Consider the following 24859-nt stretch of genomic DNA (forward strand, 5'->3'; position numbering starts at 1 on the left):
ATGGCGACCCGGCGCCTGCTCGTGTCCGTCGCCGACGGTCACGGCATCGACGACGTCGCCACCGCCCTCGACGCGGCCGGGCTGCAGGTGGAGAAGGTGCTGCGCGGCGTCGGCGTGATCGTCGGCAGCTGTGACGAGTCGCGGCGCGCCGCGCTGGCCGAGGTGGCCGGGGTCGGCGCAGTGGAGCCGGACCGGGAGGTCCGGCTGCCCCCACCCGGCTCCGACGTCCAGTGAGCGGCAGCAGGCGAGAGGCCGCCCGCAGGACCGGTCAGGGCACGGCCGGGAACGCCGGACGTGCCGCGGCCCGGGCCGCCAGCCGCTCCCGCGCGATCTCCTCCGCGACGGTGAGCGTGTCGGTCCCCCGCGCGGCGGCGGCGTCGAGGATCTCCACCGCGGTCACGCCGATGGCCTCGATCTTCGTGTCGACGCCGTCGTCGCTGCCGTGCACCTCGGCCTCGCAGGCGATGACGCCGCCGGCGTTCGCGACGAAGTCGGGCACGTAGACGACGCCGCGCTCGCGCAGCAGCGCCGCCTGCCCGGGCGTCGCGAGCGGGTTGTTGGCCCCCGAGACGACGGCGCGGGCCCGCAGGCCGGCCAGGACGTCCGCGGTGAGCACACCCCCCGCCGCGCACGGGCAGAGCACGTCGACGTCGGCGGTGAGGATCTCGTCGGCGCCCACCGGGACCGCACCGGCGGTGTCGCGGGCCTCGCGCACCCGGGCGTCGTCGACGTCGGCGACCACGACGCTCGCCCCCGCCCGGCGCAGCAGCGTCACCAGCGCACGTCCCACCTTGCCCAGGCCCTGGACCGCGACCCGGCGGCCGGCGAGATCGCGCTCGCCCGCCCACTCCAGCGTCGCACCGACGGCCCGGAACACCCCACGCGCGGTGAACGGCGACGGGGCGCGCCGGCTCGACACCACGGGCACGTGCTTGGCCAGGACCTCCATGTCGGAGGCGTCGGTGCCCATGTCCGCGCCCGGGACATAGCGCCCGCCGAGCGAGGCGATGTGCCGGGCGTGCACGGGCAGGAACCGGGCCTTGTTCGACGCGGTCGGCTCGGCGTCGATGACGCTCTTCCCGCCGCCGAGGTCCAGGCCGGCGAGGGCGGACTTCACGGTCATCGCGCGGGCGAGGGCCAGTGCGTCGCGGACGGCGTCGTCGTGGGTGGGGTAGGCCCGCATCCGGACGCCACCGAGCGAGGGGCCCATCGTCGTGTCGTGGACGGCGACGGCCGAGCGGATCCCGCTCTCCGGGTCCCGGACGAGGGTCAGCTGCTCGAAGTCGTCGGTGTCGAGGACGTCCAGGATGCTCATGGGGTCTCCACGGTGAGGCGGCATCGGGGTGGCCGGGGTGTGGCCGTCGACGCAGTCCACCTCCGGTGCGGGACGCAAGCAAGATCGTCGAGACCGATCCCCGGAAACACGCAACGAATCCGCAGATGTGGTCTTGTTCGGACGCAATTGTTGCGTCCGGAGCCACGGGGACGGAAGTTCGCTGGGGACGCGTAACGGCGACCGGGCCCGCGACGAGCAGTGGGGTGGCCGAGCGGTCACCCGCCCGCGACCGGAACGCCGACCCCGCCCGGGCGGTCCAATCCGGTCGACGATCGGATGCCGTCCGGCTACCGTGAGTAGAACTGCCCGGCCACCGGCCGGTCGCCATCGCGACGGCCGGTCACGTCCGCCCGGCCCGCCGCGTGCTGTCCGCACGCGCGTCCTTCGACGAAACGACGAAACGATTCCGACCGTGTACCCCTCCGTCCCCCTGTCCGCCGACCCGAGCGTCCGCGGGGCCATCGACCGGCTCTCCGCCGAGTTCGCCGGCCGTGCGCCCGCCGCCGTCGTCGACCGCATCGTCCGCGGTTCGCGCCGCGACCTCGACGCCGCTCCCGTCGCGGCCCTCCCCGAGCTGGTCGAGCGGCTCGCCCGGCAGCGGCTGCTCGACGGCGCCGACGTAGCGGGCTGATCCGCACCGGCGGCCCGGTGTCCGGGATCCACCGGTTCCCGCAGGCGCCGGGCGGCCGTCATGCTGGTGGTCACGTTCGAGTCCGGTCCCGCACCGGACCGGGAGAGGAGCCGTGATGTCCGACGCCGTCCCGCACGACCGGCAGCTGACCGAGGCCCGCTGGACCCACATCGCGCTGCCCACCGGGAATCTCGACGCCGCGATCGACTTCTACACCACGATGACCCCGCTGGTCGTCGTCGAACGGTTCTCCGACGACGCAGGCGAGAGCGCCTGGCTGTCCAACGAGAAGCAGGTCGAGACGCCGATGGTGCTCGTCCTCGTCTCCTTCGACCAGGACCGCGGTGAGTCCCTGGGGCTGTTGCAGCCGTTCGCGCACATCGGCATCGAGGTGCCGCGACGCGAGGACGTCGACGCCGCCGCGGACCGTGCCCGTGCCGCGGGCTGCCTGCACTGGGAGCCCCGGCAGATGCCGGGCCCGGTCGGCTACATCTGCGCGCTGACCGATCCGGACGGCAACGTCGTCGAGTTCTCCCACGGGCAGGACGTCTTCGCACTGGTCCGTGCGCGCTGGGGCAGCGGGTCCTGACCCGCTCCCGGTGCCGAACTTCCCGGTGCCGAACCTCCGGATGCCGAACTTCCCGATACACCGATGAGTCCGGCCGCGCGCCGGGGTCGGCACCTGCGGGGGACGACACCGCACCGTGGGAGGCAATCGTGACCTCGAACAGCACGAGCCCGACCAGCACGAGCCCGACCAGCACGAGCCCGACCAGTACGAGCCCGTTCAGCACCGCCCTGCCGCCCGTCGTCGACGCCGCGACCTGGGAGCGGGAGCTGGCCGCGCTCCGGGTCCGGGAGAAGGCCGCCACCCGCGAGCTCGACGCCATCGCCGCCCGGCGCCGCCGGCTGCCGATGGTGCGGATGCCCGACTACGTCCTCGAGGGCGCGGACGGCCCGGTCCGGCTCGCCGAGATCTTCGGCGATCACCCGCAGCTGATCGTCTACAGCCACATGTGGCACGACGGCGCCGAGTGGCAGTGCGGCGGCTGCACCGGGTTCACCTCGCAGTTCACCCGCCTCGCCGGCCTGGAGAAGTTCGACGCCCGGTTCGTGATCGTCACCCAGGGCCCGATCGACGAGGCGCTCGCCTACCGGCGCCGGGTCGGCAACACCATGACCTGGTACTCCACCGCGCACAGCGCGTTCGGCAGCGACGTCGGCGCCCCGCCGGACGCCGGGTTCGCCGTGAACGTGTTCCTGCGCGACGGCGACACCGTCTACCGGACCTGGCACACCGACGGCCGCGGCACCGAGCAGCTGAGCTACCTGTTCGGGCTGGTCGACCTGCTGCCCTACGGCCGTCAGGAGGTGTGGCAGGACTCCCCCGAGGGGTGGCCGCAGGGGCCGACCTACAGCCGCTGGGCCGGTCCGGAGGAGATCGCGGCCGCCTACGGCGACCCGCACTGAGCCGGAACTTCGCTCTGCCGGAACTTCGCTGCGCCGGGACCTCAGTGCGCCGGTTCTTCAGTGTGCCGGTTCTTCAGTGTGCCGGTTCTTCAGTGTGCCGGGACGCCCGGCGCCACCGCGACGAGAGCCTCGTCGAGGATCTCCAGACCACGGCGGATCTCGGCATCGGTGGCGGTGAGCGGCGGCGCGATCCGGAACGTGCCGCCCATGCCCGGCAGCTGCACGATGTTCATGTGCAGGCCGAGCTCGGCGCAGCGCGCGGTGACGGCGGCACCGAGCGCGTCGGCGTCCGGGGCACCGGGTTCGGGGACCAGCTCCAGCCCGACCAGCAGGCCCCGCCCGCGGACGTCGCCGATCACCGGGTGCCGCCCGGCCAGCTCCCGCAACCCGTCCTGCAAGAGCCTGCCCAGCTCGCGGGCCCGCTCGTCGAGCCGGTCGCGGATCAGCACGTCCAGCACGGTGTTGCCGACCGCGGCCGGGAGCGGGTCGTTGACGTGGGTGGTGAAGAACAGGTAGCCGCGCTCGTGGGCGGCCTGCTCGATCTCGGCGCCGGTCAGCACGGCGGCCAGCGGCAGCCCGGCCCCGAGGGTCTTGGACAGGGTCAGGATGTCCGGGACGACACCGTCCCGCTCGAAGGCGTACCAGTCGCCGGTGCGGCACAGCCCGGTCTGCGCCTCGTCGACGATCAGCAGCATGCCGCGCTCGTGGCACTTGTCGCGCAGCGCGGCGAGGTAGCCGGGCGGCAGGTCGACGACGCCGCCGGAGCTCAGGATCGGCTCGACCAGGCAGGCGGCGAGGCTGCCCACGGACTGGGCGTCGATCAGGTCGAAGCCGAGGTCGAGCTGACGGCGCCAGTCGAGGTTCCCGTCGGCGTCGAGCAGGGCGGGCCGGAACCGGTCCGGCACCGGCAGGGCGAAGTTGCCGGGCGCGGCCGGGCCGTAGCCTCCGCGGCCGGCGACGTAGGTCGCGTTCGCGGCCGCCTGGGTCATCCCGTGCCAGGACCGGGCGAAGGAGACGATCTCGTGGCCGCCCGTGACGAGCTTGGCCATCCGGATCGCGGCCTCGTTCGACTCCGCCCCGGTGGTCAGCAGCAGGACCTTGTCCAGCGGCGTCTCCCCCGCCGGCACCGGGATGGTCTCCACCAGCCGCCGGGCCAGGTCCACCACCGGCCGCGACAGCATCCCGCTGTAGAGATGGTCGAGCCGTCCCACCTGCTCGCGCACGCACGCGACGATCTCCGGGTGCGAGTGACCGAGGATCGCGCTCATCTGCCCGGAGGTGAAGTCGAGCAGCTCGCGGCCGTCCTCGGTGAACACCGAGGCGCCTGCGGCGCGATCGACGATCCCGGGGCTGAACCCGCCCCGGCCCGCGTAACGGACGAGGTGGCGGTCGGGGGCAGGGCCGGGTACCGGCCCGTCGGTGCACGAGGACGTCATCGACCGGACGCTACGAACACGGGGCCGATGCGCGCGACGTCCGTCGGGGCGGATCAGAAGTCGTAGGCCCCGTCCCCCGAGCCGTGACCGGGGTGGATCCGCCGCAGGTGCACGCGCCGGGAGAACCGGATGGCCGGCCGGACGAGCATCTGCACGCTGCCGGCCAGGAACAGCCACGTCCCCCAGAACACCGTCGCGTCGGAGAAGAACAGGACGCTGCCGACGGCGAACCACAGCCCGATCAGCAGGTCGTTGACGATACTGAGGACCTCGTAGCGCTGCCGGACGACCAGCTCGTCGTGCCCGATGTGGAACACGACGGTCGTGCCGTCCCCGGACCGTTCCGGCATGGACGCCTCCTCGCTCGGCGGTACTGCTGCGCGGTGACCGACTGCGTGCCGCCGAGGATCGCGCACGGGCCCGCCCCATGGGGAGTCCCGCGGGGACCGGACGCTGTCAGCGGGGGTCGTCGGTCTCCCGCGGCCGCGCGGCGTGCCCGGGCCGCCCGCGGGTCCGGCGGCGTTCCTTGGCCTCGGCCTCCATCACGTGCCGGCGTCCTCCGACGACCGCGTCGCGGACAGCCGTGTCGAGGTCGCAGAACGTGCGGTAGTAGCCGTCGTCGTACTCCTCGACGACCTGGAACGTCCAACGGCCCGCGATGACGTTGAGGCCGATCAGCTCCTGGTCGATCCGGTCGGCCACCTCCGGGTGCCCGGTGCGGCGCAGGCCGTCGATGACGTCGTCGAGCAGCTCGTCGGCGTAGCCGGTCATCTGGTGGAACGCGTAGAGGTGGCCACGGGCGCGCTCGATCATCTCGACGGCCTCGTTCATCTTCCCCACCGCGGCGACGGCGTCGTCGGACACGCCCTCCGGGCGCAGGTGCAGGGGATCGGGTTCGTCGGCGTGCTGCGGCTCATCGGTCACGACCGGGACTTCCCGGACCGGCCGTGACCAAACCGACGGGTCGCCGGCCGAGAAACCCCGTCGTACCCCTTCCGAATTTCTTTGACATGAGTTCTGATATGTCAGTCTGCGGATCTTGATCGGGAGGAGCCCCATGAGCAGCACGCGGCAGCCGGAGCGGCGGCTGATGCCGGCCGAGACCGTCTACCGGAGCCTGCGGGGCGGCGACCACGCCCCGGCCGCACTGTCCGGGGCGGCCCTGGTCGGGGTCCGGACGGCCGCCGACCTCGCGTCCGGGGCGATCACCTTCGAGCAGGCCGCCGACCGGCTCGACGAAGCCGGGCTCCCGGTGCGGTGGCCGCGCACCGCGGGCACCGCGACGGCCGCGGGGCTCGAGCAGATCACCGCGGCGCGACTGGTCCTGGAACCGGCCGCGGCGGCCGGTGCGGCCGCGGCCGCCGGCCCGGAGGACCGCGACCTGCTCCGCGAGCGGGCGAGCTTCCTGGCCACGGCCGCCTGCGGCGAGTCGGACCCCGACCGGCTGTTCCGGCACGACGCCGAGGTGCACGCGCTGCTCTACCGGATCGCGGGCGGCGGACCGGCCGACCCCGACCTGCCCGACCTGTGCGCCCTCGCCCACCGGGACTGGGCGGGCCGGGCACGGGCGACCGGCGACGTCCTCGACGCGGTGCGACCGCACCTGACCGAGCTCGGTGACGTGCTGCGGGCCGTCGCCGAGGGGACGCCCGAGCAGGCGCGGCGGACGGCGACGACACACGTGTGGGGCACCCACCTCATGCTCATGCAGGCGGCAGCCGGTTCCGCCCGCTGAGCCGCGAGGGCACCGGGCCGGCGCCGGAGCCCGCCAGCCGCCGCCGGGCGATCTCCAGCTCGGTGGCGACGACGACCGCCCCGACCCGCGCCGAGCCCGGGCGGATCCGGCCGATGATCCCCAAGATCGTGTCCAGTCTCCGGTAGAGCCCTTGGCGGCCCAGATGCAGATCCCGCGCGGTGTCGACCTTGCGCCCCCAGTGCCGCACGTAGGTGCTCAGCGTCGACACCAGGCCCCGGTCGCGCCGGGCGTCGTCGAGCAGGTCGCCGAGCTGGTCGGCGATGAAGTCGGCGACCGCGTCGTCGTCGAGGCGGAGCAGCAGGGACTCGACGGCGTAGTCGGCGCTGTCGACGACCTGCGGCCCGGCCCGGTCGATGCCGTGCACCGTCAGCGCCTCGTGCAGCGACCGGGGCACCCCGGCCAGCCGGTGCGCGAGCGGGCCGACCACGACGCGCGTGTCGACGGCGGGGATGCCCCGTCCGAGGTCGTCGAGCAGTGCGGCACGGCCGGGCTCGTCGTGCACCGCCACGACACCGAGGAGCCGGCCGTCCCGCACCTGCGCCACGACCGTGCGCGCCCGCGTACCGAGCACCGCCTCGACCGCGCCGGCCGACGCCGGGGCGGGCAGGTCGGCGACGAGGGCGACGACACCGGCGTCCGGGTCGAACCCGAGCGTGTGCCCCAGCTCGGCGAACCGGGCGGGGTCCGGGTCACCGGCGACCGCCAGCCCGAGCAGGTCGTGGGCCGCGTGGTCGAGGGCCGATGGCGGGCGGCTGCGCAGCAGCTCCAGGGCCAGCACCTCCGGGGCCTTCTCCAGCGCCACCTCGAGCACCGTCACGTCGGCCGCACGGCGCGGGCTGATCGTCAGCACCGCCATCGTCAGGCCGCTGACGACCACCGGCGCGGACAGCCCGCCCTCCCCGAGACCGGGCCCGTCGCGGTCCTGCGGGGCGACCGCCGAGGCGATGGTCGCACCGTCGAGGCCGTTCAGCTCGACGTCCGAGGCGACCTGGTCGGCGAGCACCGCGAGCAGCTCGGTGAGGTCCGCGCCGCCGGAGAGCGCCTCGACCAGCGCGTGCGAGATGCGGTCGCCGGCCTGCAGGCGGCGGACCGAGCGGTTGGCGAGCTGGCCGTTCACCGCCCGGCACAGGTCGACGAACCGGACCACCCGGCGGAGCTCGATCAGGGGCAGGCCGACCTCGTCGGCGACCTCACACATCTCGGCCGGGATCCCCGCCAGCCCGGTGCCGCACTCGACGGCCAGCGCCGTGACCGCCCGCGCGGCGAGGTTGCGCACGTAGCGGCGCCGGCGCTCGGCGTCGGCGTCGCGGAGCACGACGCCGCCGACCAGCAGCAGCTCACCGCCGCGCAGCAACGTCGCGATGTGCAGCACCTCACTGGTGTGCACCCAGCTCACCGCCCGCTCCAGGGCGTCCCCGCTCCCGGCGCCGGCAACCACACACGGGTCCGCCTCGGCCAGTAACGGCTCGTCCAGCACGTCCCGCAACGGGATCGGCACGATATGTCGCCTCCTTCGCATGATCAGTGGACATTCTGAACCTTCTGGCCCGGCCACCACCTCCGTCACCCTTTCTCGACACGCATCGACTTCTGACACGCAATCGACGGAACCCCAGCCGGAAGGACACCTCCATGGACGCACCGGTCGGATCGGCCGCCGGCCCGGACTTCGAACAGGCGACCCGGCGCGTCCCCGACTCCGAGCGGACGTCGAGCGTCTCGGGCCAGTTCTGGATCTGGGCCGGCGCCAACATCGCCCCGATCAACTGGGTCCTGGGCGCCCTCGGGATCAAGCTCGGGCTGTCCCTCTCGGACACCCTGATCGTGCTGATCGCCGGGAACCTGATCGGGATGGCCGGCTTCGGCGTCTTCGTCCTGCTCGGACAGAAGACCGGCGTCACCGGGATGGTGCTGTCCCGGGGCCCGTTCGGCCGCCGCGGCGCGTATCTCCCCGCGACCATCCAGGCGTGCCTGGCCATCGGCTGGTGCGCGGTCAACACCTGGATCGTGCTCGACCTGGTGATGGCGCTGTTCGGCAAGATCGGCCTGGTCGACCCGCTCGCCGCCAACGCCGGCTGGCGGATCGGCGTCGCCGCCGCGATCATGGCGATCCAGGTCGCCATCTCGTGGGCCGGCTACCGCGCCATCGCCGGCTTCGAACGCTGGACGGTCCCGCCCACCATCGTCGTCCTGGTCGTCATGTCGGTGGCGGCGTGGTTCTTCATCGGCGTCGACTGGGGCTACCAGGGCCCGCCCGGGGAGATCCTGACCGGGACCGACCGGATCGTGGCGATGTCCGGGGTGATGACGGCGATCGGCATCGGCTGGGGCATCACGTGGTTCACCTACGCCGCCGACTACTCCCGCTTCGTCAGCCGCTCGATGCCGCGCTCCCGGCTCTACCTCGCCAGCGTCCTGGGGCAGTTCATCCCGGTCGTCTGGCTCGGGGTGCTGGGCGCGTCGCTGGCCACCCGCAACGGCTCGATCGACCCCGGCCAGCTCGTCGTCGAGAACTTCGGGGCGCTCGCGATCCCGGTCCTGCTCCTCGTGGTGCACGGGCCGATCGCCACCAACATCCTCAACATCTACACGTTCTCGGTGGCCGTGCAGGCGCTGGACATCAAGGTCTCGCGCCGGGCGCTGAGCCTCGCGGTCGGCGTCGTCGCACTCGTCGCGGTGATCTTCTTCGTCTACGCCGAGGACTTCGCGACGGTGCTCGACACCTGGCTGGTCGGCATCGTCGCCTGGATCGCCGCCTGGGCGGGGGTGATGCTCGTGCACTGGTTCGTGTTCGAGCGCGGCACGGTCGACACCGACCGGCTGCTCGCCGAACCCGCCGAGCGGCGCATCCCCGCGTTCCACACCCCCGGCCTGGTGTCCTTCGCCGCAGGTGTCGTCGCGACCTGGCTGTTCCTGCACGGCGAGGCGTCGCTGCTGCAGGGCCCGATCTCCACCGCACTCGGCGGCCTCGACCTGTCCTGGCTGGCCGGCGGCCTCGTCTCGGCCGGGACCTACCTGGTGCTCGGCCGCCCTACCACGCCGGCCACGACCGGCGTCCCCGCCCGGGCGGCCCGCCCGGAGCCGACCCCGACCCAGCAGTGAGTGGATGATGAGCGAGTTCGAGATCACCTGGCCGAGCGGCGTGCGCGCCGCCGCCGCGTTCACCTTCGACGTCGACGCCGAGTCGTGCGCGCTGGCCCACGACCCGGCGCTGGCGCGCCGCACGTCGGTCATGTCGCACCAGTCCTACGGGCCGCGGGTCGCGGTACCGCGGATCCTCGACATCCTCGACGGCCACGGCGTGCGGGCGACGTTCTTCGTCCCCGGCTACACCGCCGAGCTCTACCCGGACACCGTGCGGGCGATCGCCGAGCGCGGACACGAGATCGCCCACCACGGCTACCTGCACGAGAACATGCTCGGCCTCGACGAGGCCGAGGAGCTCGCCGTGCTCGACCGCGGCCTGGACGTGCTGCGCGACGTCGCCGGGGTCGTCCCGACCGGGTACCGGGCTCCCTGGTGGGAGATGAACTGGCACACCCCGAAGCTGCTCGCCGAGCGCGGCTTCCGCTACGACTCCAGCCTGCTCGACGGCGACCGGCCCTACCGGTTCACCGCCGCCGCGGGGGCCGACCTGATCGAGATCCCGGTCGACTGGGCCCTCGACGACTGGGAGCAGTACGCCTTCTTCCCCGGCTGGACCGGCAGCGGGGTGATCGAGGACCCGGACAAGGCGACCGGCATGTGGTACCGCGAGGCCGCCGCGCACCACCGCTGGGGCGGGTGCTTCGTGCTGACCAACCACCCGTTCCTCTCCGGGCGGCCCGGACGGGCGCACGCCCTCGACGAGCTGATCGGCCGCGTCGCCGCCCTGGAGGGCATGTGGGTCACGACGCTGGCCGAGATCGCGGAGCAGGCCTGGTCGACCTGCACCGCGACGTTCACCCACCTGCGCCCGGAGATGCCCGCCCCCACCCGGGCACCCGGGCAGCCCTGACCCACCCACCCGTACGCACATCCACGATCCGAAGGGAAGCACCGTGACGCTCGAACGGCTGAAGGACATCCACAACGGCGAGAAGGTCACCCCGACGTTCTCCCGCGAGGAGATGGACCGGAGGCTGGGCCGGCTCCGCAAGCACATGGCCGACGGCGGGCTCGACGCCGTCCTGTTCACCAGCTACCAGAACATCAACTACTACAGCGACTTCCTCTACACGACGTTCGGGCGCAACTACGGGCTGCTCGTCACTCAGGACGCGCACACCACGATCTCGGCGAACATCGACGCCGGGCAGCCGTGGCGGCGCAGCACCCACGACAACGTCGTCTACACCGACTGGCAGCGCGACAACTACTTCCACGCCGTCCGCACCGTGCTGGCCGACGGCGGGCTGACCCGCGGCCGGCTCGGCATCGAGGACGACACGGTGCCGATGCGCACCCGCGGGCAGCTCGCCGACGCCCTGCCGGACTTCGAGTTCGTCGACGTCTCGCAGGCCGTGATGCGACACCGGATGGTCAAGTCCCCCGAGGAGATCGCGTTGATCACCGGGGGGGCCCGGATCGCGGACATCGGCGGGGCGGCGGTCACCGCCGCCGTGGCCGAGGGGGTGGCCGAGTACGAGGTCGCCCTGGCCGGCACCGAGGCCATGGTGCGCGAGATCGCCGCCACCTACCCGCACGCCGAGCTGCGCGACACCTGGGTCTGGTTCCAGTCCGGGATCAACACCGACGGCGCGCACAACTGGGCCACCTCCCGGCGGGTCCAGCGCGGCGACATCCTGTCGCTGAACTGCTTCCCGATGATCGCGGGCTACTACACCGCGCTGGAGCGCACGCTGTTCCTCGGCCGGCCCAGCGACGAGCACCTGCGGCTGTGGGAGGTCAACACCCGGGTGCACCGCCGCGGGCTGGAGCTGCTGCGGCCGGGTGCGGTGTGCAAGGACATCGCCGCCGAGCTGAACGAGATCTATGAGGCCGAGGGCCTGCTCCCGAACCGCACGTTCGGCTACGGCCACTCCTTCGGCGTGCTCTCGCACTACTACGGCCGCGAGGCCGGCCTCGAGCTGCGCGAGGACATCGAGACCGTCCTCGAGCCCGGCATGGTCGTCTCGATGGAGCCGATGATCATGATCCCGGAGGGTCGGCCCGGCGCGGGCGGGTACCGCGAGCACGACATCCTCGTCATCGAGGAGAACGGCGCGCGCAACATCACCGGCTTCCCGTTCGGCCCGGAGCACAACATCCTCGGCGGCTGATCCGCTCGGCGACCGTGCGCCGCACAGGTCCGGTGCCCGCCGCACAGGTCCGGTGCCCGCCGCACGGGTCCGATCCTGTGCGGCAGATGCGTCGGCGAGCGCGCAGAGCCGGCCGGGGCGGGTCTACTCCCAGCGGAGCAGCGCGGTCCGCAGCAGGGCCGCGAGCGAGCGGCGCTGGTCCGGGCTCAGGACCTCGAGCAGCGCCGCGTCGGCCTCGAGCTGGCGCGGCAGGAGCTCGTCGACCAGCCGCTCCCCCGCCGGCGTCAGCGACACCCGGGCGGCCCGCCCGTCCTGCGGGTCGGCCGCGCGCCGCACCAGGCCGGCGTCGAGCAGCTTGTGCAGCCGCTTGGTGGTGGCCGCCGGGGAACCGACCACACCGGCGGTGAGCTCGCCGGGACGTAGCGGGCCATCGCTGCGCCGGAGCTGGCTGAGCACGTCGAACTCGGTCCGGGTGAGGCCCGCGCCGGCCAGCCGCTCGTCCGCGGCCTCCTGCAGGAAGCGGGCGGCACGCAAGATCCGCCCGACGACCGCGACCGGCTCGGTGTCGAGCTCGGGGAACCGCTCGGCCCAGGCGGTCTGGATCGTGTCGACGACATCACGTCCGCTCATCGTGACCTCCTTTCACCGGTGAACTATAGTGCTTCACTGGTGAAAGGAGTATGCGTGCCGCAGGTACTGACCCGCGAGCTGGTCCGGTTCGCGCCGCACGACGGGGCGCACCGCCCCGCGCTGCGGTGTGCGATCTCGGTCGCCGTCCCGATGCTGACGCTGCTCGTGGCCGGCCGGATCGACCTCGTCGGCGCGGCGGCGTTCGGCGCGTTCACGGCGATCTTCGCGCGCGACCTGACCGCGCCGGCCCGTAGCGCAGTGCAGGCCGTCTGCGGTCTCGGGCTCACCGCGAGCGTCGCGCTCGGCGTGGCGGCCGCGCACCTCCCGGCCGCGCCGTGGGGGGCGCTGCTGGTCGTCATCGCCGTCGCCGCCGTGGCGACCGTGGCCGGCGAGATGATCGCCTGGAAGCCCCGCGGCCCGCTGTTCTTCGTCTTCGCCGCCGGCGCGTTCGCCGGCTCGGCCCCGATGCCGGCGGGCTGGGGCGTGCAGGCCGTCGCGACGACGGCGGCGACCGCGCTGTTCGCGGTCCTGGTCGGCAGCGCCTGCCGGCTCCTGCCCTCGCACTCCCCGCTGCGCAGGCCGCTGGTGGTGACCGGGTTCCGGGAGGCCCTGGCACGGCGGCCGGTCACCGACATCGTCGTGGCCTGCCTGCTGACCGTGCCGCTGACCGTCGCGCTCGGCACCGAGCACCACTACTGGGCGCTGGTGGCGGCCGTCGTCCCGCTGACCGTCGCCGGGACCACCGGCCAGGTGGTACGTGCCGTCATGCGGATCGGCGGGACGGTCGCCGGCCTCGCCGTCGCCGCCGCCCTGCTCGCCCCCGACCTGCCGACGTGGGGCGTCGTGCTGGTGGTGATCGTGCTGCAGGGGCTCGCCGAGCTGCTGGTGCTGCGCAACTACGCGGTCGCACTGCTGTTCATCACACCGCTGGCGCTGTTGGTCTCGCACCTCACGCACCCCGGTCCGGCGGGAGCGTTGCTGCTCGACCGGCTGCTGTCGACCTCGATCGGGGTCGTCGTCGCGCTGCTCGTGCTCGGCGTCCGGATCACCACCGAGCGGTACCGGCGGGCTCCCGACCCGGCACCCTGACCTGCCCGACCTCCGGATCGCGGACAGGAACCGACCGCATCGGGTGCGACCGTGGCCCCGTGTCCACCACCCGCACCACGACGCCCCGGTTGAGCGCCCGGGCACTCAACCGCGCCGCCCTCGCCCGCCAGCGCCTGCTCGAGCGCTCCGCGGCCGGCGTGCTCGACACCGTCGCCCACCTCGGCGGCCTGCAGGCCCAGGAACCGCAGGAACCGTTCACCGGCCTGTGGTCGCGGCTGCGCGGGTTCGACCCGGCCGCGTTGTCGGAGCTGCTTGCCGCACGCCAGGTGGTGCGCATCCATCTGATGCGCGGGACGGTGCACCTGGTGACCGCCGCGGACGCGCAGGCCTGGCGCCCACGGCACCAGGCGATGCTGCGGCAGCGGATGCTCGGCGCGGCACGCCGCGAACTCGCCGGGGTCGACCTCGACGCGCTCGCGGAGGCCACGCGCGCGCAGCTCGCCGGTGACACGACGCGCACCGCCGGGGAGATCGGCCGGGCGTTGGCGGCCCGGTGGCCAGGCCCGGACCCACGGGTCCTCGGGCAGACCGCGGTGGCGCTGGTGCCGATGGTGCAGGTGCCGCCGCGCGGGCTGTGGCGCAGTACCGGCCCGGCGCGCTACGCGCTGCTGGTGACCTGGTCGGGCGAGCACGATCCCGACGCAGCCGACGCAGCCGACGCGGCCGGTCGGGCGCTGGTCCGCCGCCACCTCGCGGCGTTCGGGCCGGCCGCGACGGCCGACGTGCGGGCGTGGTCCGGTCTCGCCGGGCTCCCCGCGGCCGTGGCGGCCGTGCGCGACGAGCTCGTGACGTTCCGCGACGACCGCGGACGCGAACTGCTCGACCTGCCGGACGCACCGCGCCCGGACCCCGACACGCCTGCTCCGGTGCGGTACCTGCCGGCGTTCGACAACGCGATCCTCGGCTACCACGACCGCAGCCGCATCATCGACACCGAGCACCGGGGGCTGTCGGTGGCCGGGGCACGGGTCGTGCTCGTCGACGGACGGGTCGCCGCGACCTGGACCGTCGACGACGGCACGGTCGTCGTCACACCGCTGCGCCGGTTCACCCGGGCCGAGCGGGGCGCGGTCGCCGAGGAGGGCCGGGAACTGGCCGCGTTCCTCTCCGGTGGGGAGAGCCTGCGCGTGCGGGTCCACGCGTCCCCGTGCTGACCGGCTCGCACTCAGCAGGCCTCGGCCAGGAGATCCACCAGGTCGGCGCGGGCGAGACGTTCGAGCAGCTCGGGCAGGGCGGCCTCCGGCAGGCCCTGGCCCTGCAGCTGCTGCGCGCAGCGCGCCGTCACCCCGGTCACGACCGGCCGGGTGACCCGGCCCTCGAACTCGGCGACCAGGCGGTCGCTCACCGACAGCACCGCCTCGGCCCGTCCCCGGGACACACGTTGCTGCGGCTCCGTACCGGTCACGACAAGGTTCACGAACCCCACTTTCCCCGGCCGGATGAACACCCGGTGACACCCGAGGAGGCCGGGGCCGATCGAACGGTGCAACGCCCCGCGAACAGCCCGGGCCGGGGGCATCGGCCCTGGTCAGCCCGCGGAGACCCGCACGGCCTCCGGCCCGGTGGGGCGAGTCACCGCCGACACGGTCCCGACCACGAGCAGCACCAGCAGCGCGACGAGCACGACCAGCAGCGGCACCTCCCACCCGCCGGTGCGCTCGTACGCCGCCCCCACCACCAGCGGTGCAGTGGCGGCCACCAGGTAGCCGCCGCCCTGCACCAGCGCCGACATCCGGCGGTTCTCGGTCAGGTCCCGGGCCCGGCGCACCACCAGCGCGAAGATCACCGTGATGCCGCCGCCCTGGGCCGCGCCGCCCAGCATCGACCACACCGGCCACGATCCCGGTGCGAGGAGCAGCCCGAGCGGCAGCGCGGTCCAGACGACGCCCACGAGCGCCATCGGCATCCACGGCGCGGGGCAGACCCGCAGCAGGACCGGGACACCGAACGCGCCCGCGATCGCCGAGATCTGGAACAGCGACGCGGCGACCCCGGCGCCCTCCGGGGTCATGCCGAGCTCGTCGGTCAGCAGCACCGGTAGCCAGGCCGTGACGCCGTAGTAGGCGAAGGCCTGGCCGGCGAACGCGACCGTCAGTCCCCAGACAACCGGTCGCCGCCACCAGACCGGCCCGGTCGTCTCCCCGGCCGGACGGGTGCCGGCCGCGTCACCGTCGTCGTCGGGCAGGTGGCGGGTCGCGAGCCACCACGACAGCCCGGCCACCACGGCCAGCCCGCCCCACACCGCCAGCGCGAACCGCCAGTCGGTGGCACCCGCGATCGGCGCGGTCAGCGAGAGGGTCGCCATCGAGCCGACGTTGAGCGTCGCGGTGTAGAGCCCGAGCACCGGCCCGGCCCGGCGCGACAGGTCCCGGCCGATGATCACGGGTACCGCGACGTTCCCGACGGTCACCGCGGCGCCGATCAGCAGCGTCCCCGCGACCGCCGTGCCGAGGCCCCCGACCGATCTCAGGACGATGCCCGCGGCGAGCACCGCCAGCGCGACCAGCACACCCCGCCCGAGCCCGGTCCGGGCCAGCAACGCCGACGCCGCCGGCGTCGCGAGACCGAAGCAGAGCACCGGCAGGCTGGTCAGCAGGCCGGCGGTCGCCGCGTCGATCCCCAGGTCGGCCTGGATGTCGCCGGTCACCGCGGAGACCGCCACGATCGGCCCGCGCAGGTTCAACGCCAGCAGGACGATCGCGGTGATCAGCAGTGCGGGGGCGACGGCCCGGCGGGTGGGGGTGGGATGCGTCGTGGACACCGGGTCCATGCTGGCGTCCGCCGCGCTCCGCGGCACCCGGTCGTGAGCAAGGACAAGTTCCCGCGATCAGGACAGGACGTGGACCGCGACGACCGACGTGCGTCGCTCCACCGCTCAGGACGCGGTGTCCCCGAGCCGCCGTGCCCCGACCGCGCGGCGACGCATGGCGGCCTCCGCGAGCTCGGCGTCGACGCCGACGTAGACGTGCCCGTCCTCCTCCCGCACCGGGAACACGGTGATCGGGCGGGTCGCCGGCGGGCACAACGGCTCACCGGAGGCGTAGTCGAACACGCTGCCGTGACAGGAGCACAGCAGACCCTCGTCGGTCACCTTGCCGCTGGAGAGCAGGCAGTCCAGATGGCTGCAGTAGTTGGAGGTCGCGTGGACCTCGCCGTCGGAACGCGAGAGCGCGACCTCGACCTCACCGGCGAAGAACCTGCGCACGACCCCCTCGGGGATCTGGCCGGAACGGGCGATCTTGTGGAACTCCACGATGACTCCTAGGCGGTGATGCTGTCGAGCAGGTCGAAGAGGTCCTGGTCGTCGTCGGCCAGGGCCTCGCGCGGGACCGGGGTCCCGAGCGCGAGGAGCCGGCGGGCCGCGGGGACGTCGCCCCCGCGTTCGACGGCGAAGGCCGCACGGACGCAGCCGTCGGCCAGGTAGAAGGCGGTGAAGTCCCGCTCGGTGACGCTGCCGCGGATCACGATCTCGGCGTCGGCGGGGGCGTGGCCGACGAACTGGAGGTTGAGGTCGTACTGGTCGGACCAGAACCACGGCGCCTCGGCGGGCGGGGTCGGCTTGCCGAGCAGTGCCCGTGCCACCGTCCCGCCCTGGGTCGTGGCGTTGTCGACGTGTTCGATGCGCAGGTACCCCTCCCCCGCGGCGCGGGTCGCGACGTCCCCCGCGGCGAAGACCCCCGGAGCGGAGGTGCGGCAGGCGTCGTCGACGACGATGCCGCCGCGGACCGGGTCGGTGGCGATGCCGGCGGCCCGGGCCAGTTCGTCGTTCGGCACCGACCCGACGGCGACGACCACCAGGTCGGCCGCCACGGGCCCGGCCGCCGTGCGGATCACGACCCCGTCCGCGGTCTCCTCGATCGACCCGATCTCCTGCCCGCACCGCAGGTCCACCCCGTGGTCGCGGGCCAGGTCCGCGCAGAACCCGGCCATGCCCGGGCCGAGCTGCCCGAGCATCGGCAGCTGCCCGGCCTCCAGGACGGTCACGTCGATCCCCCGCGCACGGGCCGAGGACGCCACCTCGGCGCCGATCAGCCCGCCGCCGACGACGGCGAGCCGCTCGACCGCCGGCAGCGCGTCGCGCAGCCGGGTGGCGTCGGCGACGGTGCGCAGGTGCAGGACGCGCTCGCCGGCGAGGCCCGGCAGGGTGCGGGCCCGGACGCCGGTGGCGAGCAGGACAGCGTCCGCGTCGATCCGGGAGCCGTCGGCGAGCACCACCTCGCCCGGGGCGACGGCCGCCGCCGCACTGCCGGGCCGCAGCACGACGTCATTCGCGGCGGCCCAGGCCTCGTCGAGCAGCACCAGGTCGGCGGAGCCGGACTCGCCGGTCAGGAAGTCCTTCGACAGCGGCGGACGCTGGTAGGGCAGATGGGGCTCGTCGGACAGGACGGTCACCGGGCCGTCGAAGCCCCGGCGGCGCAACATCCGCACCGCAGCGACGGCGGCCTGGCCGGCACCCACGGTGACCAGGCTGCGGGGTAGGTCGGGCATCAGATCTCCTCGTGGCTGCGGGGCCGGGGGTCGACGTGCACCACGCCGTCGACGATCCGGACGTCGTGCACCGGCTGGCACTCGTCGCGCCCCTCGGCCCGGCCGGTCTCGGGATCGAACGCCCACTGGTGGGCCGGGCACACGACCCGGCCCTGCCAGACGACGCCACGGGCCAACGACCGTCCCTTGTGGACGCAGACGTCGTCGAAGGCGAAGACCCGGTCGCCGACGAGGAACAGCGCGACGGCGCGGTCGCCGAGCTCGACCCGGGTCCGGCGCCGGCGCGCGAGGTCGGCGTAGCGGACGGTGGCGATCCAGTGGGTGGTGTCGGTGTCGGTCACGAGCCCTCCTCCCTGGCGTCGGGCCGCGGCGGGTGCGGTCGGGCACCCGCCGCGGCGGGGCGGTCAGAGGGTGGGCGCGACGTAGGTGTCGTAGAGCGCGCGGGTGTAGGAGAAGCGCATCTCCGCGCCCCAGCGCACGAACTGCAGGCAACGCTGCTGCAGTTCCGGGGTGTCGGCGTGGTCGAGCACGATCTGGAAGCCCCGCTCGCCGTGCACCTCGTCCGAGGTGATGTGCAGGTCGAAGAACTCGATCTCGTCCTCGGTGAAGCCGTAGGCCTCGCGCAGCGGCACGATCTGCTTCTTGTAGATGCTCGGCACCTGCGACTCGAGGCCGACGACCAGCGCGGCGGTGGCGACCACGAAGTGCTCGCGCATCGCGACCGCGTAGCACCAGGACTGCAGACCGCGGGTGACCGCGTTCATGTTGTCCGGGTTCTCGATCCGCTCCCGGCTGGTCCCGCACGCCTCGCCGAACCGGATGAGGAGGTCGGTGTGCCGGATGTCGGCGAGCTCCTCCTCGTACATGTTCTGGAGGGTGAAGTCCTTGGCGTCGGTGCAGTGGTCGGGGGTGTTGCCGTAGATGTAGCCGAGGTAGTCGGCGAACGGCCCGACGTAGTGGTAGTGGTTCTCGGCCCAGCGGCTGAAGTGCTCGCGGGTCAGCGTGCCGTCCGCCCAGGCCTTCGAGAACGAGGCGTTCTTCGCCTCGCGGCCCTTGATCGCGTCCTCCAGGGCGGCCCGGAAGTCCTCCCGGGACAGCATCCCCGGGGCGGGTGTCCCGGTGGTCTCGTCGACGGTCAGGGTCATGGCGAACCCTCCAGAGGAGTGGGTGTTCGGTGTCGGGTGAACCGGCCGAAGGGTCTGCCTCCGACCCGGTGACCTCGACGTTATGCGGGCCGGCACGCCGGATCGCCGGTCATTGCGCACAACGATCGATGCGTTCTTGCAGCACTTCGCACCCGGTGCGTCCCGGTGGCACAGGGGGCGACGACGGAGACGACGACAGCGACGACGACGGCCCCGGACCCGCAGGCGGGCGCCTGCGGGTCCGGGGCCGTGGACGTGCCGTGAGGGGTCAGAAGAAGGTCGCGGCCACCAGCGTCGAGACCGCCAGCCCGGCCATCACCGGCAGGAAGCACCGGCGGGCGAGCTCGATGACGGGCACGCGGGTCACCCCGGCGACGACCAGCAGTGACGACCAGGCGACGAGGACGCCGCCGCCGGCCCAGATCGAGCCCATCTGCCCGACGGCGGCCAGCGTCGCCGGGTCCACGCCGACCGTCGGTCCCAGTGCACCGGCGAGCGAACCGGTCATCGGCAGCCCGGAGAAGCCGGAGCCGTCGAGCCCGCCGAGCAGCCCGACGATCAGCACTCCGAAACACATGACGACGGGGTTGTCCGGGATGAGGTGCTGCGCGGACACGACGAGGTCGAGCAACAGCGACGGTGCCTGCGCGTCGTCGGGCAGCCCCAGGATCTCGCCCGCGAAGTCGGAGTTCCCCATGAAGAAGAACCCGGCGATCGGCAGGACCGCACCCATCGCCCGGAACGCGAAGACCAGCCCGTCGGTGACGTGCTCCCCGACCGAGGACAGCGCGGCCCGGGGGCCGTCGAGCGCGATGCAGGCCAGCACGGCGAGCACGACCGCGAGCCCGCCGACCAGCGCCGCGGCGGAGCCGCTCTCGACCGGCGGCACGAGCGACAGCTCGCCGAGCACCAGATAGACGATCATCAATCCGAACGTCACCGGAACCGCGACGGCGAAGACCCTCGCCAGCCGCTCGGTGCGCGGGTCCTGGGGCACGGTGTCCCGCCCGGCCGGCTCCGCGTCGCGGTCCGGAACGTCCCCGGACCCACCCGACGGCGGTGGCGCCGCACCGTTCGCGTCGCTCTCCCCGGTCCGGGGCCCGCCACCCACCGCCGCGCCGACCGCGACCCGTTCCTCGACCTGCTCGGTCACGGCGATCGGCTCGGCCCCGCTGCCGCCGGCCTCTCGTGCACCGAGCAGGCGCAGCCGCAGCCGGCGGACCAGCCCGGCCGAGGGCCGCGGCCCGACGACGACACCGGACTCCCACTCCTCGAGGTGCGCGTCCGAGGGTGCCCGCATGTGCCGGGCCAGCAGCGCCCCCATGATCGCGAGCGCGGTGATCCCGGTGACGATCGAGAGGACGAGTGCGACGTCGGCGACCCGGCCCGGATCGGTCCCGGCCGCGGTCGCGGAGAGGCCCGGTGCCACCTGCATGACGTAGTCGCTGGACAGCGCCATGCCCTGGCCGGCCACCGCGATCGCCATGGCGGCCCCCATCGCTGGGAGCCCGGCCCGGATCGCGGCCGGCACCAGGATCGCGCCGATCAACGGGACCGCGGGCGTCGGCCAGAAGAACAGGCTGACCACGAACGTGACCACGATCAGCACGGTCCAGGCGGACCAGCCGCCGCGCATCACCTTCTGGAACGGGGTGACCATGCGCTGGTCGGCGCGCATCGCCCGGAGCGCGCCGAGCAGGGCCGTCACCATCGCGATGATCAGGAAGATGTTGAACAGTTCGGCCGCCGCGGTCAACGTGGCGTTGAAGATGGCCTGGACGGCGACGATCGGGTCGGCCGTCACGGTCCAGGCCGTCGCGACCGTCGCCAGCAGGGCCGGTACCAGGACGTTCCTCCGGGCGATCATCGTGCCGAGGATCAGGATTACGCCGCCCAGATAGACCCAGTGCGCAGCAGTCAGAGCCACCGCTGCCTCCTTCCCGCCGAGCACACGGCGGTGTGTGTGGTGGTGTGGCGGAACACACTCACACTCCCCCGACCGGTGGGCCAGGCCAACAGTGCACAGCCCTGCGGTCACCGATTGTGCAAGGTGCCGTGACGACGCCGTGCCGACACAGTGCCCTCGTCGAGGGCTCGGTTCTGTGCAGGTTTCACGTAGGCGGCACAGAGCACCGGAGTGGATCGTGCCTCGCATGACCGTCCTCGCACCCGCGTCCCCGTTCCCCGTGTCCGCCCGCGTACCGGCGCTCGGCGCCGACGGCATGGTGTCCGCCAGCCATCCGGCGATCAGCCGTGCCGGGGCCGAGGTACTGGCCTCGGGCGGCAACGCCGTCGACGCGGCGCTGGCGATGGCCGCCGTCGCCTGGCTGGCGCTGCCGGGGCAGTGCGGGGTCGGCGGGGACGCGTTCGCGCTGGTCCGCGAGGCCGACGGCGAGGTACGTGCGTTCTGCGGCAGCGGCTTCGGTCCGGACGGCGGCACCCCGGACCGCTACGGCGCCGCGACGACGCTGCCCCGGTACGGACCGTTGTCGGTCACCGCACCGGGAGCGGTCGCCGCGCTCGCCGCGCTGCACGTCGCGGGCGCAACCCGGCCCCTGCCTGAGCTGTGGCAGCCCGCGGTCCGGATCGCCGCCGCCGGGCTGCCGTGCACGGCGCGGACCCGCGACGACATCGGCCGCCACCGCGACCGGCTGGCCGCGGACCCGGACACGGCCGCCGCCCTGCTCCGCGACGGCCGGGCACCGGCCGTCGGGACCCGCCTCGCCCACCCCCGCCTCGCCGAGTCGATCGCGACCCTCGCCCGCGACCCGGACGCCCTCTACACCGGCTCCCTCGCGGACCGGGCGGTCGAGGCCCTGGTCGCGGGCGGTGCGCCCTTCACCGGCGACGAGTGGGCCGCCAGTGGGCACGTCCCGGCCCAGGCCCCGCTCGAGGGCCGGTACGCGGGCCACCGCGTCTTCCAGACCCCGCTGCCGACCCCGGGCTGGATGGTGCTCGACCAGCTGGCGATGTGCGACGGCGAGCTGCGCACCGGTGGTACCGCCCCGGCGCCGCTCGGCGTCGAGGCCGTCCACCGGCTCGCCGGCGCCGCCCGCATCGCGTTCGACGACCGCTATCACCGGGCGGGAGCCGACGTCCCCGTCCCCGCCCGGGCCGGCGACCCGGCCGCACTGGCCCACGCCCGGGAACGGATCCGGGCCGGGGACCTGCCGGGTCCGGCCGGTGCCCGGGCCGGCGGGGACACGACGTCGATGGTCGCCGTCGACGCCGAGGGGCGGGCGGTCGGGCTGATCGCGTCCCTGGCGTTCACCTTCGGTGCCGGGACGACCGTGCCGGGCACCGGCATCGTGCTCAACAACCGGCTCGCCCGGGGCGCCTACCTCGTGCCCGGACATCCGAACGAGGTACGGCCGCGCCGCCGCCCCCTGCACACGCTCAACACCTGGCTGGTCACCGACGACGGCGGCCGGCTGCAGCACGTCGGCAACACCCCCGGCGGCGACGGCCAGGTGCAGTGGAACGCCCAGCTGATCTCCCACCTGCTCGACCACGGCGCGGGCCCGCAGGACGCGGTGGACGCGCCCCGGTTCTCGGTCTTCCCGGGCAGCGACGCCGGTGACCTGGGCAGCCCGGCGGAGCTGCGGTGCGAGGACCGGCTCGGGCCCGCGGTCCTCGCCGGCCTGGCCGCGCGGGGGCACCGGGTCGTCGACGTCGGCGGGCACGGGGCGGGCGGGAGCGCCCAGGTCGTGTCGGTCGACCAGCGCAGCGGCTGCCTGGTGGCGGGGTCGGACTCCCGCCAGGAAGGGGTGGCGCTCGGTGTCTGAGCAGGAGGCGGTGGAGCCGGTGGCGGCCGGGGCTCCGCCGGTGCCCCAGGGGCGGTACGTGGCGGCCGTCGTCGACGGCGATCTCGTCCACAGCGCCGGGATGACTCCCCGCCGGGACGGCCGGCTGCTGGTGACCGGCCGGGTGGGCGACACGGTCGGGGTCGCCGAGGCCGCAGAGGCCGCCGGGATCGCCGTGCGCAACGCGCTGCGGGCGTGCACGGCCGCCGCCGAGGCGGCCGGGCGGGTCCTCACCCGGCCGGTGCGGATGAGGGTGTGGGTGGCGTGCTCGGCCGGTTTCACCGGACAGTCGACCGTCGCGGACGGGGCCTCCGCCGTGCTCGCTCAGGTCTTCGGCCCGGACCTCCTGCCGGTGCGGGCCGCCGTCGGCGCGCTCGCGCTGCCCGGCGGTGCCCCGGTCGAGGTCGAGCTCGTCGCCGCGCTCGCGCCGGCGGGCCCGCGGTGACCGGCACGGTCGACGCCGTCCGGACCGGCGGCCGGCTCGGACCGGCCACCGGGTTCCTGGTGCTCGGGACGTTCGCGAGCACGATCGCGAACACCCTGGTCACGGTGCCGCTCACGGCCATCGTCACCGACCTCGGGGCTCCGCTGACCGCCGGGACACTCGTGGTGGTCGCGTTCAACCTGACCTGCGCGGCGATGCTCCCGTTCGCCGGGTGGCTGGGTGACCGGCTCGGCCGGCGGCGGCTCTTCCTGATCTCGATGATCGGGGTCGCCGCCGGCGCGACGGGTGCCGCCCTCGCCCCGAGCCTGCCGCTGCTCGTCGCGTTCCGCGCGGTGCAGGGCTTCTCCGGCGCGCTCGTGCTGCCGACGGTGCTGGCGCTGCTGACCGCGGCCGCCACACCGGAGCACCGTGGCCGCGCGGTGTCGTGGTGGGCGGCGGCCAACGGCGCCGGTCAGGCGGCCGGACCGACCCTCGGCGGGTTCCTGGCGGACGCGACCGGCTGGCGGTCGGTCTTCGCGGTGATCGTCCCCTTCGCGCTCGTGGCGTTCGCCGGTGCGCTACGCGGGCTCCCCCGCGACGAGCCGCGCGCCGTCCGGCTGGAGTGGGCCGGTGCCCTCACCCTCACCCTCGGCACGGTCGGCGTGCTCCTCGGTGCCGCGGCACTCGGCGCGGTCGGCCCCGCAGCCGCCGTGACGTGGGGCGGCTTCGGCGCGGGGCTGGCCTCGCTGGTCATGTTCGTGCTGGTCGAGCGGCGGGCCACCCGCCCGTTCGTCCCGCTCGGTCTGTTCGGCGACGCCCGGTTCGCGCGCTCGGCGGTGGCGGCGCTGGTCCAAATGATGTGTCTGACCGCGACCCTGCTGGCCGTCCCGCTGTTCCTGCTCGCCGAGTTCGGGATCCCGGCCCGGGACGCCGGCCTGCTGGTCGTCGCCGTGCCGGTCGTGATGACCGTGCTCGCGCCGGTCGTCGGCCGGCTGACCGAGGGGTGGAGCCCCCGCCTCGCACTACGCTGCGGGCTGCTCGTGCTCGCCGCGGCCGAGGCCGCCCTGGCCGTCGTGCTCGGCACGGCCTCGGCGTTGCCCGCGCTCGTCGCCGGCTGTGCGGCGATCGGCTGCGGCATGGCCCTGACCCAGACCCCGGCGGCCACCGGCGCCGCACGGTCGGCGCAGCTGGCCGGGTCGGGGGCGGGACTGGGGGTGTTCAACTCCCTGCGTTTCGTCGGTGCCGCGCTCGGGGGCGTGGTGGTGGCCCTGGCCGTCGGCGACGGCCCGTCCGACCGGACCGCGACCGTGGTCGTCGCGCTCGTGTGTGCCGGGTCGGCACTGGTCGCCCTGGGTGTCAGCTTCGCGGGCCGCGTCCGCGGCTGACCCTG

General features: G+C 74.1%; 26 protein-coding genes. 13 read left to right on the plus strand and 13 right to left on the minus strand.

Going from position 1 to position 24859, the window contains the following annotated elements; translation table 11 throughout:
• Entirely contained in the window at positions 1-234 is a 234-nt protein-coding gene (locus BM093_RS14210) for a ketohydroxyglutarate aldolase (protein WP_143105381.1), read from the plus strand.
• 34 nt (positions 235-268) lie between these two features.
• Here BM093_RS14210 and BM093_RS14215 read toward each other — a convergent pair whose 3' ends face one another.
• A complete protein-coding gene (locus tag BM093_RS14215) occupies positions 269-1315 on the minus strand; it encodes a Glu/Leu/Phe/Val family dehydrogenase (protein WP_093342840.1) in 1047 nt (348 codons plus the stop codon).
• Positions 1316-1748: 433 nt separating this feature from the next.
• On the opposite strand from BM093_RS14215, the gene BM093_RS14220 reads away from it, so the two are divergent.
• The 3 genes from BM093_RS14220 (at position 1749) to BM093_RS14230 (ending at position 3437) form a co-directional block, all read left to right on the plus strand.
• Positions 1749-1967 (plus strand): three-helix bundle dimerization domain-containing protein, encoded by a 219-nt coding sequence (locus tag BM093_RS14220; RefSeq protein ID WP_093342844.1) that lies wholly within the window; start codon positions 1749-1751, stop codon positions 1965-1967.
• Positions 1968-2082: 115 nt separating this feature from the next.
• On the plus strand, positions 2083-2556 hold the full coding sequence (locus BM093_RS14225) for a VOC family protein (RefSeq protein ID WP_093342850.1): 474 nt from the start codon (positions 2083-2085) through the stop codon (positions 2554-2556).
• Between the two features lie 128 nt (positions 2557-2684).
• On the plus strand, positions 2685-3437 hold the full coding sequence (locus BM093_RS14230; protein ID WP_245773518.1) for a DUF899 family protein: 753 nt from the start codon (positions 2685-2687) through the stop codon (positions 3435-3437).
• 89 nt (positions 3438-3526) lie between these two features.
• Here BM093_RS14230 and BM093_RS14235 read toward each other — a convergent pair whose 3' ends face one another.
• From BM093_RS14235 to BM093_RS14245, 3 genes are all read right to left on the minus strand, one after another.
• Complete coding sequence (locus BM093_RS14235) at positions 3527-4873, minus strand: aspartate aminotransferase family protein (protein WP_093342853.1); 1347 nt, start codon at positions 4871-4873, stop codon at positions 3527-3529.
• A gap of 53 nt (positions 4874-4926) precedes the next feature.
• The gene (locus BM093_RS14240) at positions 4927-5223 is read right to left on the minus strand and encodes a YrhK family protein (RefSeq protein WP_093342857.1); all 297 of its coding nucleotides are present in this window, start codon (positions 5221-5223) and stop codon (positions 4927-4929) included.
• A 106-nt stretch (positions 5224-5329) separates the two neighbouring features.
• A complete protein-coding gene (locus BM093_RS14245; protein WP_093342859.1) occupies positions 5330-5797 on the minus strand; it encodes a hypothetical protein in 468 nt (155 codons plus the stop codon).
• 133 nt (positions 5798-5930) lie between these two features.
• Here BM093_RS14245 and BM093_RS14250 point away from each other — a divergent pair, with 133 nt between their 5' ends.
• Positions 5931-6608: an FCD domain-containing protein gene (locus tag BM093_RS14250; RefSeq protein ID WP_093342862.1), complete on the plus strand. Its 678-nt coding sequence runs from the start codon at positions 5931-5933 to the stop codon at positions 6606-6608.
• On the opposite strand, the gene BM093_RS14255 is transcribed toward BM093_RS14250, so the two are convergent.
• Positions 6577-8127 carry a PucR family transcriptional regulator gene (locus BM093_RS14255; RefSeq protein WP_177238473.1) on the minus strand — a complete coding sequence of 517 codons (1551 nt, stop codon included), beginning with the start codon at positions 8125-8127 and terminating at the stop codon, positions 6577-6579. The two genes, BM093_RS14250 and BM093_RS14255, sit on opposite strands and share 32 nt — an antisense overlap.
• Before the next feature lie 134 nt (positions 8128-8261).
• On the opposite strand from BM093_RS14255, the gene BM093_RS14260 reads away from it, so the two are divergent.
• From BM093_RS14260 to BM093_RS14270, 3 genes are read left to right on the plus strand one after another with little or no spacing between them, the layout of a single operon-like run.
• Positions 8262-9731, plus strand: coding sequence for a purine-cytosine permease family protein (locus BM093_RS14260; protein ID WP_093342868.1), 1470 nt, complete (start codon positions 8262-8264; stop codon positions 9729-9731).
• Between the two features lie 7 nt (positions 9732-9738).
• Positions 9739-10626 (plus strand): polysaccharide deacetylase family protein, encoded by an 888-nt coding sequence (locus BM093_RS14265; RefSeq protein WP_218162767.1) that lies wholly within the window; start codon positions 9739-9741, stop codon positions 10624-10626.
• Positions 10627-10669: 43 nt separating this feature from the next.
• The gene (locus BM093_RS14270; RefSeq protein WP_093342875.1) at positions 10670-11890 is read left to right on the plus strand and encodes an aminopeptidase P family protein; all 1221 of its coding nucleotides are present in this window, start codon (positions 10670-10672) and stop codon (positions 11888-11890) included.
• A 123-nt stretch (positions 11891-12013) separates the two neighbouring features.
• Here the strand turns inward: BM093_RS14270 and BM093_RS14275 are convergent, their stop codons facing one another.
• Positions 12014-12499, minus strand: a complete 486-nt coding sequence (locus BM093_RS14275; protein WP_093342878.1) for a MarR family winged helix-turn-helix transcriptional regulator — start codon at positions 12497-12499, stop codon at positions 12014-12016.
• Positions 12500-12553: 54 nt separating this feature from the next.
• Between BM093_RS14275 and BM093_RS14280 the strand changes: the two genes are divergently transcribed.
• Both BM093_RS14280 and BM093_RS14285 read left to right on the plus strand, forming a co-directional pair.
• Positions 12554-13588 (plus strand): FUSC family protein, encoded by a 1035-nt coding sequence (locus tag BM093_RS14280; protein WP_093342881.1) that lies wholly within the window; start codon positions 12554-12556, stop codon positions 13586-13588.
• A gap of 59 nt (positions 13589-13647) precedes the next feature.
• Entirely contained in the window at positions 13648-14763 is a 1116-nt protein-coding gene (locus BM093_RS14285; RefSeq protein ID WP_218162768.1) for a winged helix DNA-binding domain-containing protein, read from the plus strand.
• An 11-nt stretch (positions 14764-14774) separates the two neighbouring features.
• Here the strand turns inward: BM093_RS14285 and BM093_RS35950 are convergent, their stop codons facing one another.
• From BM093_RS35950 to BM093_RS14320, 7 genes are all read right to left on the minus strand, one after another.
• Positions 14775-15026: a hypothetical protein gene (locus BM093_RS35950; protein WP_177238474.1), complete on the minus strand. Its 252-nt coding sequence runs from the start codon at positions 15024-15026 to the stop codon at positions 14775-14777.
• Between the two features lie 111 nt (positions 15027-15137).
• A complete protein-coding gene (locus tag BM093_RS14295; protein ID WP_218162769.1) occupies positions 15138-16370 on the minus strand; it encodes an MFS transporter in 1233 nt (410 codons plus the stop codon).
• A 114-nt stretch (positions 16371-16484) separates the two neighbouring features.
• On the minus strand, positions 16485-16862 hold the full coding sequence (locus tag BM093_RS14300; RefSeq protein ID WP_093342890.1) for a Rieske (2Fe-2S) protein: 378 nt from the start codon (positions 16860-16862) through the stop codon (positions 16485-16487).
• 8 nt (positions 16863-16870) lie between these two features.
• Positions 16871-18097, minus strand: coding sequence for an NAD(P)/FAD-dependent oxidoreductase (locus BM093_RS14305; RefSeq protein WP_093342893.1), 1227 nt, complete (start codon positions 18095-18097; stop codon positions 16871-16873).
• On the minus strand, positions 18097-18438 hold the full coding sequence (locus BM093_RS14310; RefSeq protein ID WP_245773519.1) for a Rieske (2Fe-2S) protein: 342 nt from the start codon (positions 18436-18438) through the stop codon (positions 18097-18099). The genes BM093_RS14305 and BM093_RS14310 overlap by 1 nt, the downstream gene beginning before the upstream one ends.
• 63 nt (positions 18439-18501) lie before the next feature.
• A complete protein-coding gene (locus tag BM093_RS14315) occupies positions 18502-19242 on the minus strand; it encodes an iron-containing redox enzyme family protein (protein WP_177238475.1) in 741 nt (246 codons plus the stop codon).
• A gap of 268 nt (positions 19243-19510) precedes the next feature.
• A complete protein-coding gene (locus BM093_RS14320) occupies positions 19511-21169 on the minus strand; it encodes a hypothetical protein (protein WP_093342896.1) in 1659 nt (552 codons plus the stop codon).
• Positions 21170-21395: 226 nt separating this feature from the next.
• On the opposite strand from BM093_RS14320, the gene BM093_RS14325 reads away from it, so the two are divergent.
• Genes BM093_RS14325 through BM093_RS14335 form a run of 3 tightly spaced genes read left to right on the plus strand, consistent with a single transcriptional unit; the run spans position 21396 to position 24854 of the window.
• Complete coding sequence (locus BM093_RS14325) at positions 21396-23027, plus strand: gamma-glutamyltransferase family protein (RefSeq protein ID WP_245773520.1); 1632 nt, start codon at positions 21396-21398, stop codon at positions 23025-23027.
• Positions 23020-23490 carry a RidA family protein gene (locus BM093_RS14330; protein WP_093342899.1) on the plus strand — a complete coding sequence of 157 codons (471 nt, stop codon included), beginning with the start codon at positions 23020-23022 and terminating at the stop codon, positions 23488-23490. The genes BM093_RS14325 and BM093_RS14330 overlap by 8 nt, the downstream gene beginning before the upstream one ends.
• Entirely contained in the window at positions 23487-24854 is a 1368-nt protein-coding gene (locus BM093_RS14335; RefSeq protein WP_093342902.1) for an MFS transporter, read from the plus strand. The genes BM093_RS14330 and BM093_RS14335 overlap by 4 nt, the downstream gene beginning before the upstream one ends.
• The last annotated feature ends 5 nt before the right edge of the window (positions 24855-24859 follow it).

This window comes from Pseudonocardia ammonioxydans (assembly GCF_900115005.1).
Classification (GTDB): domain Bacteria; phylum Actinomycetota; class Actinomycetes; order Mycobacteriales; family Pseudonocardiaceae; genus Pseudonocardia; species Pseudonocardia ammonioxydans.

Bases quoted from the DNA above. Each gene is read 5' to 3' on its own strand.
- BM093_RS14210 (WP_143105381.1), top strand. From the start codon at position 1: ATGGCGACCCGGCGCCTGCTCGTGTCCGTCGCCGACGGTCACGGCATC.
- BM093_RS14215 (WP_093342840.1), bottom strand. From the start codon at position 1,315: ATGAGCATCCTGGACGTCCTCGACACCGACGACTTCGAGCAGCTGACC.
- BM093_RS14225 (WP_093342850.1), top strand. From the start codon at position 2,083: ATGTCCGACGCCGTCCCGCACGACCGGCAGCTGACCGAGGCCCGCTGG.
- BM093_RS14235 (WP_093342853.1), bottom strand. From the start codon at position 4,873: ATGACGTCCTCGTGCACCGACGGGCCGGTACCCGGCCCTGCCCCCGAC.
- BM093_RS14240 (WP_093342857.1), bottom strand. From the start codon at position 5,223: ATGCCGGAACGGTCCGGGGACGGCACGACCGTCGTGTTCCACATCGGG.
- BM093_RS14250 (WP_093342862.1), top strand. From the start codon at position 5,931: ATGAGCAGCACGCGGCAGCCGGAGCGGCGGCTGATGCCGGCCGAGACC.
- BM093_RS14260 (WP_093342868.1), top strand. From the start codon at position 8,262: ATGGACGCACCGGTCGGATCGGCCGCCGGCCCGGACTTCGAACAGGCG.
- BM093_RS14265 (WP_218162767.1), top strand. From the start codon at position 9,739: ATGAGCGAGTTCGAGATCACCTGGCCGAGCGGCGTGCGCGCCGCCGCC.
- BM093_RS14275 (WP_093342878.1), bottom strand. From the start codon at position 12,499: ATGAGCGGACGTGATGTCGTCGACACGATCCAGACCGCCTGGGCCGAG.
- BM093_RS14305 (WP_093342893.1), bottom strand. From the start codon at position 18,097: ATGCCCGACCTACCCCGCAGCCTGGTCACCGTGGGTGCCGGCCAGGCC.
- BM093_RS14315 (WP_177238475.1), bottom strand. From the start codon at position 19,242: ATGACCCTGACCGTCGACGAGACCACCGGGACACCCGCCCCGGGGATG.
- BM093_RS14325 (WP_245773520.1), top strand. From the start codon at position 21,396: ATGACCGTCCTCGCACCCGCGTCCCCGTTCCCCGTGTCCGCCCGCGTA.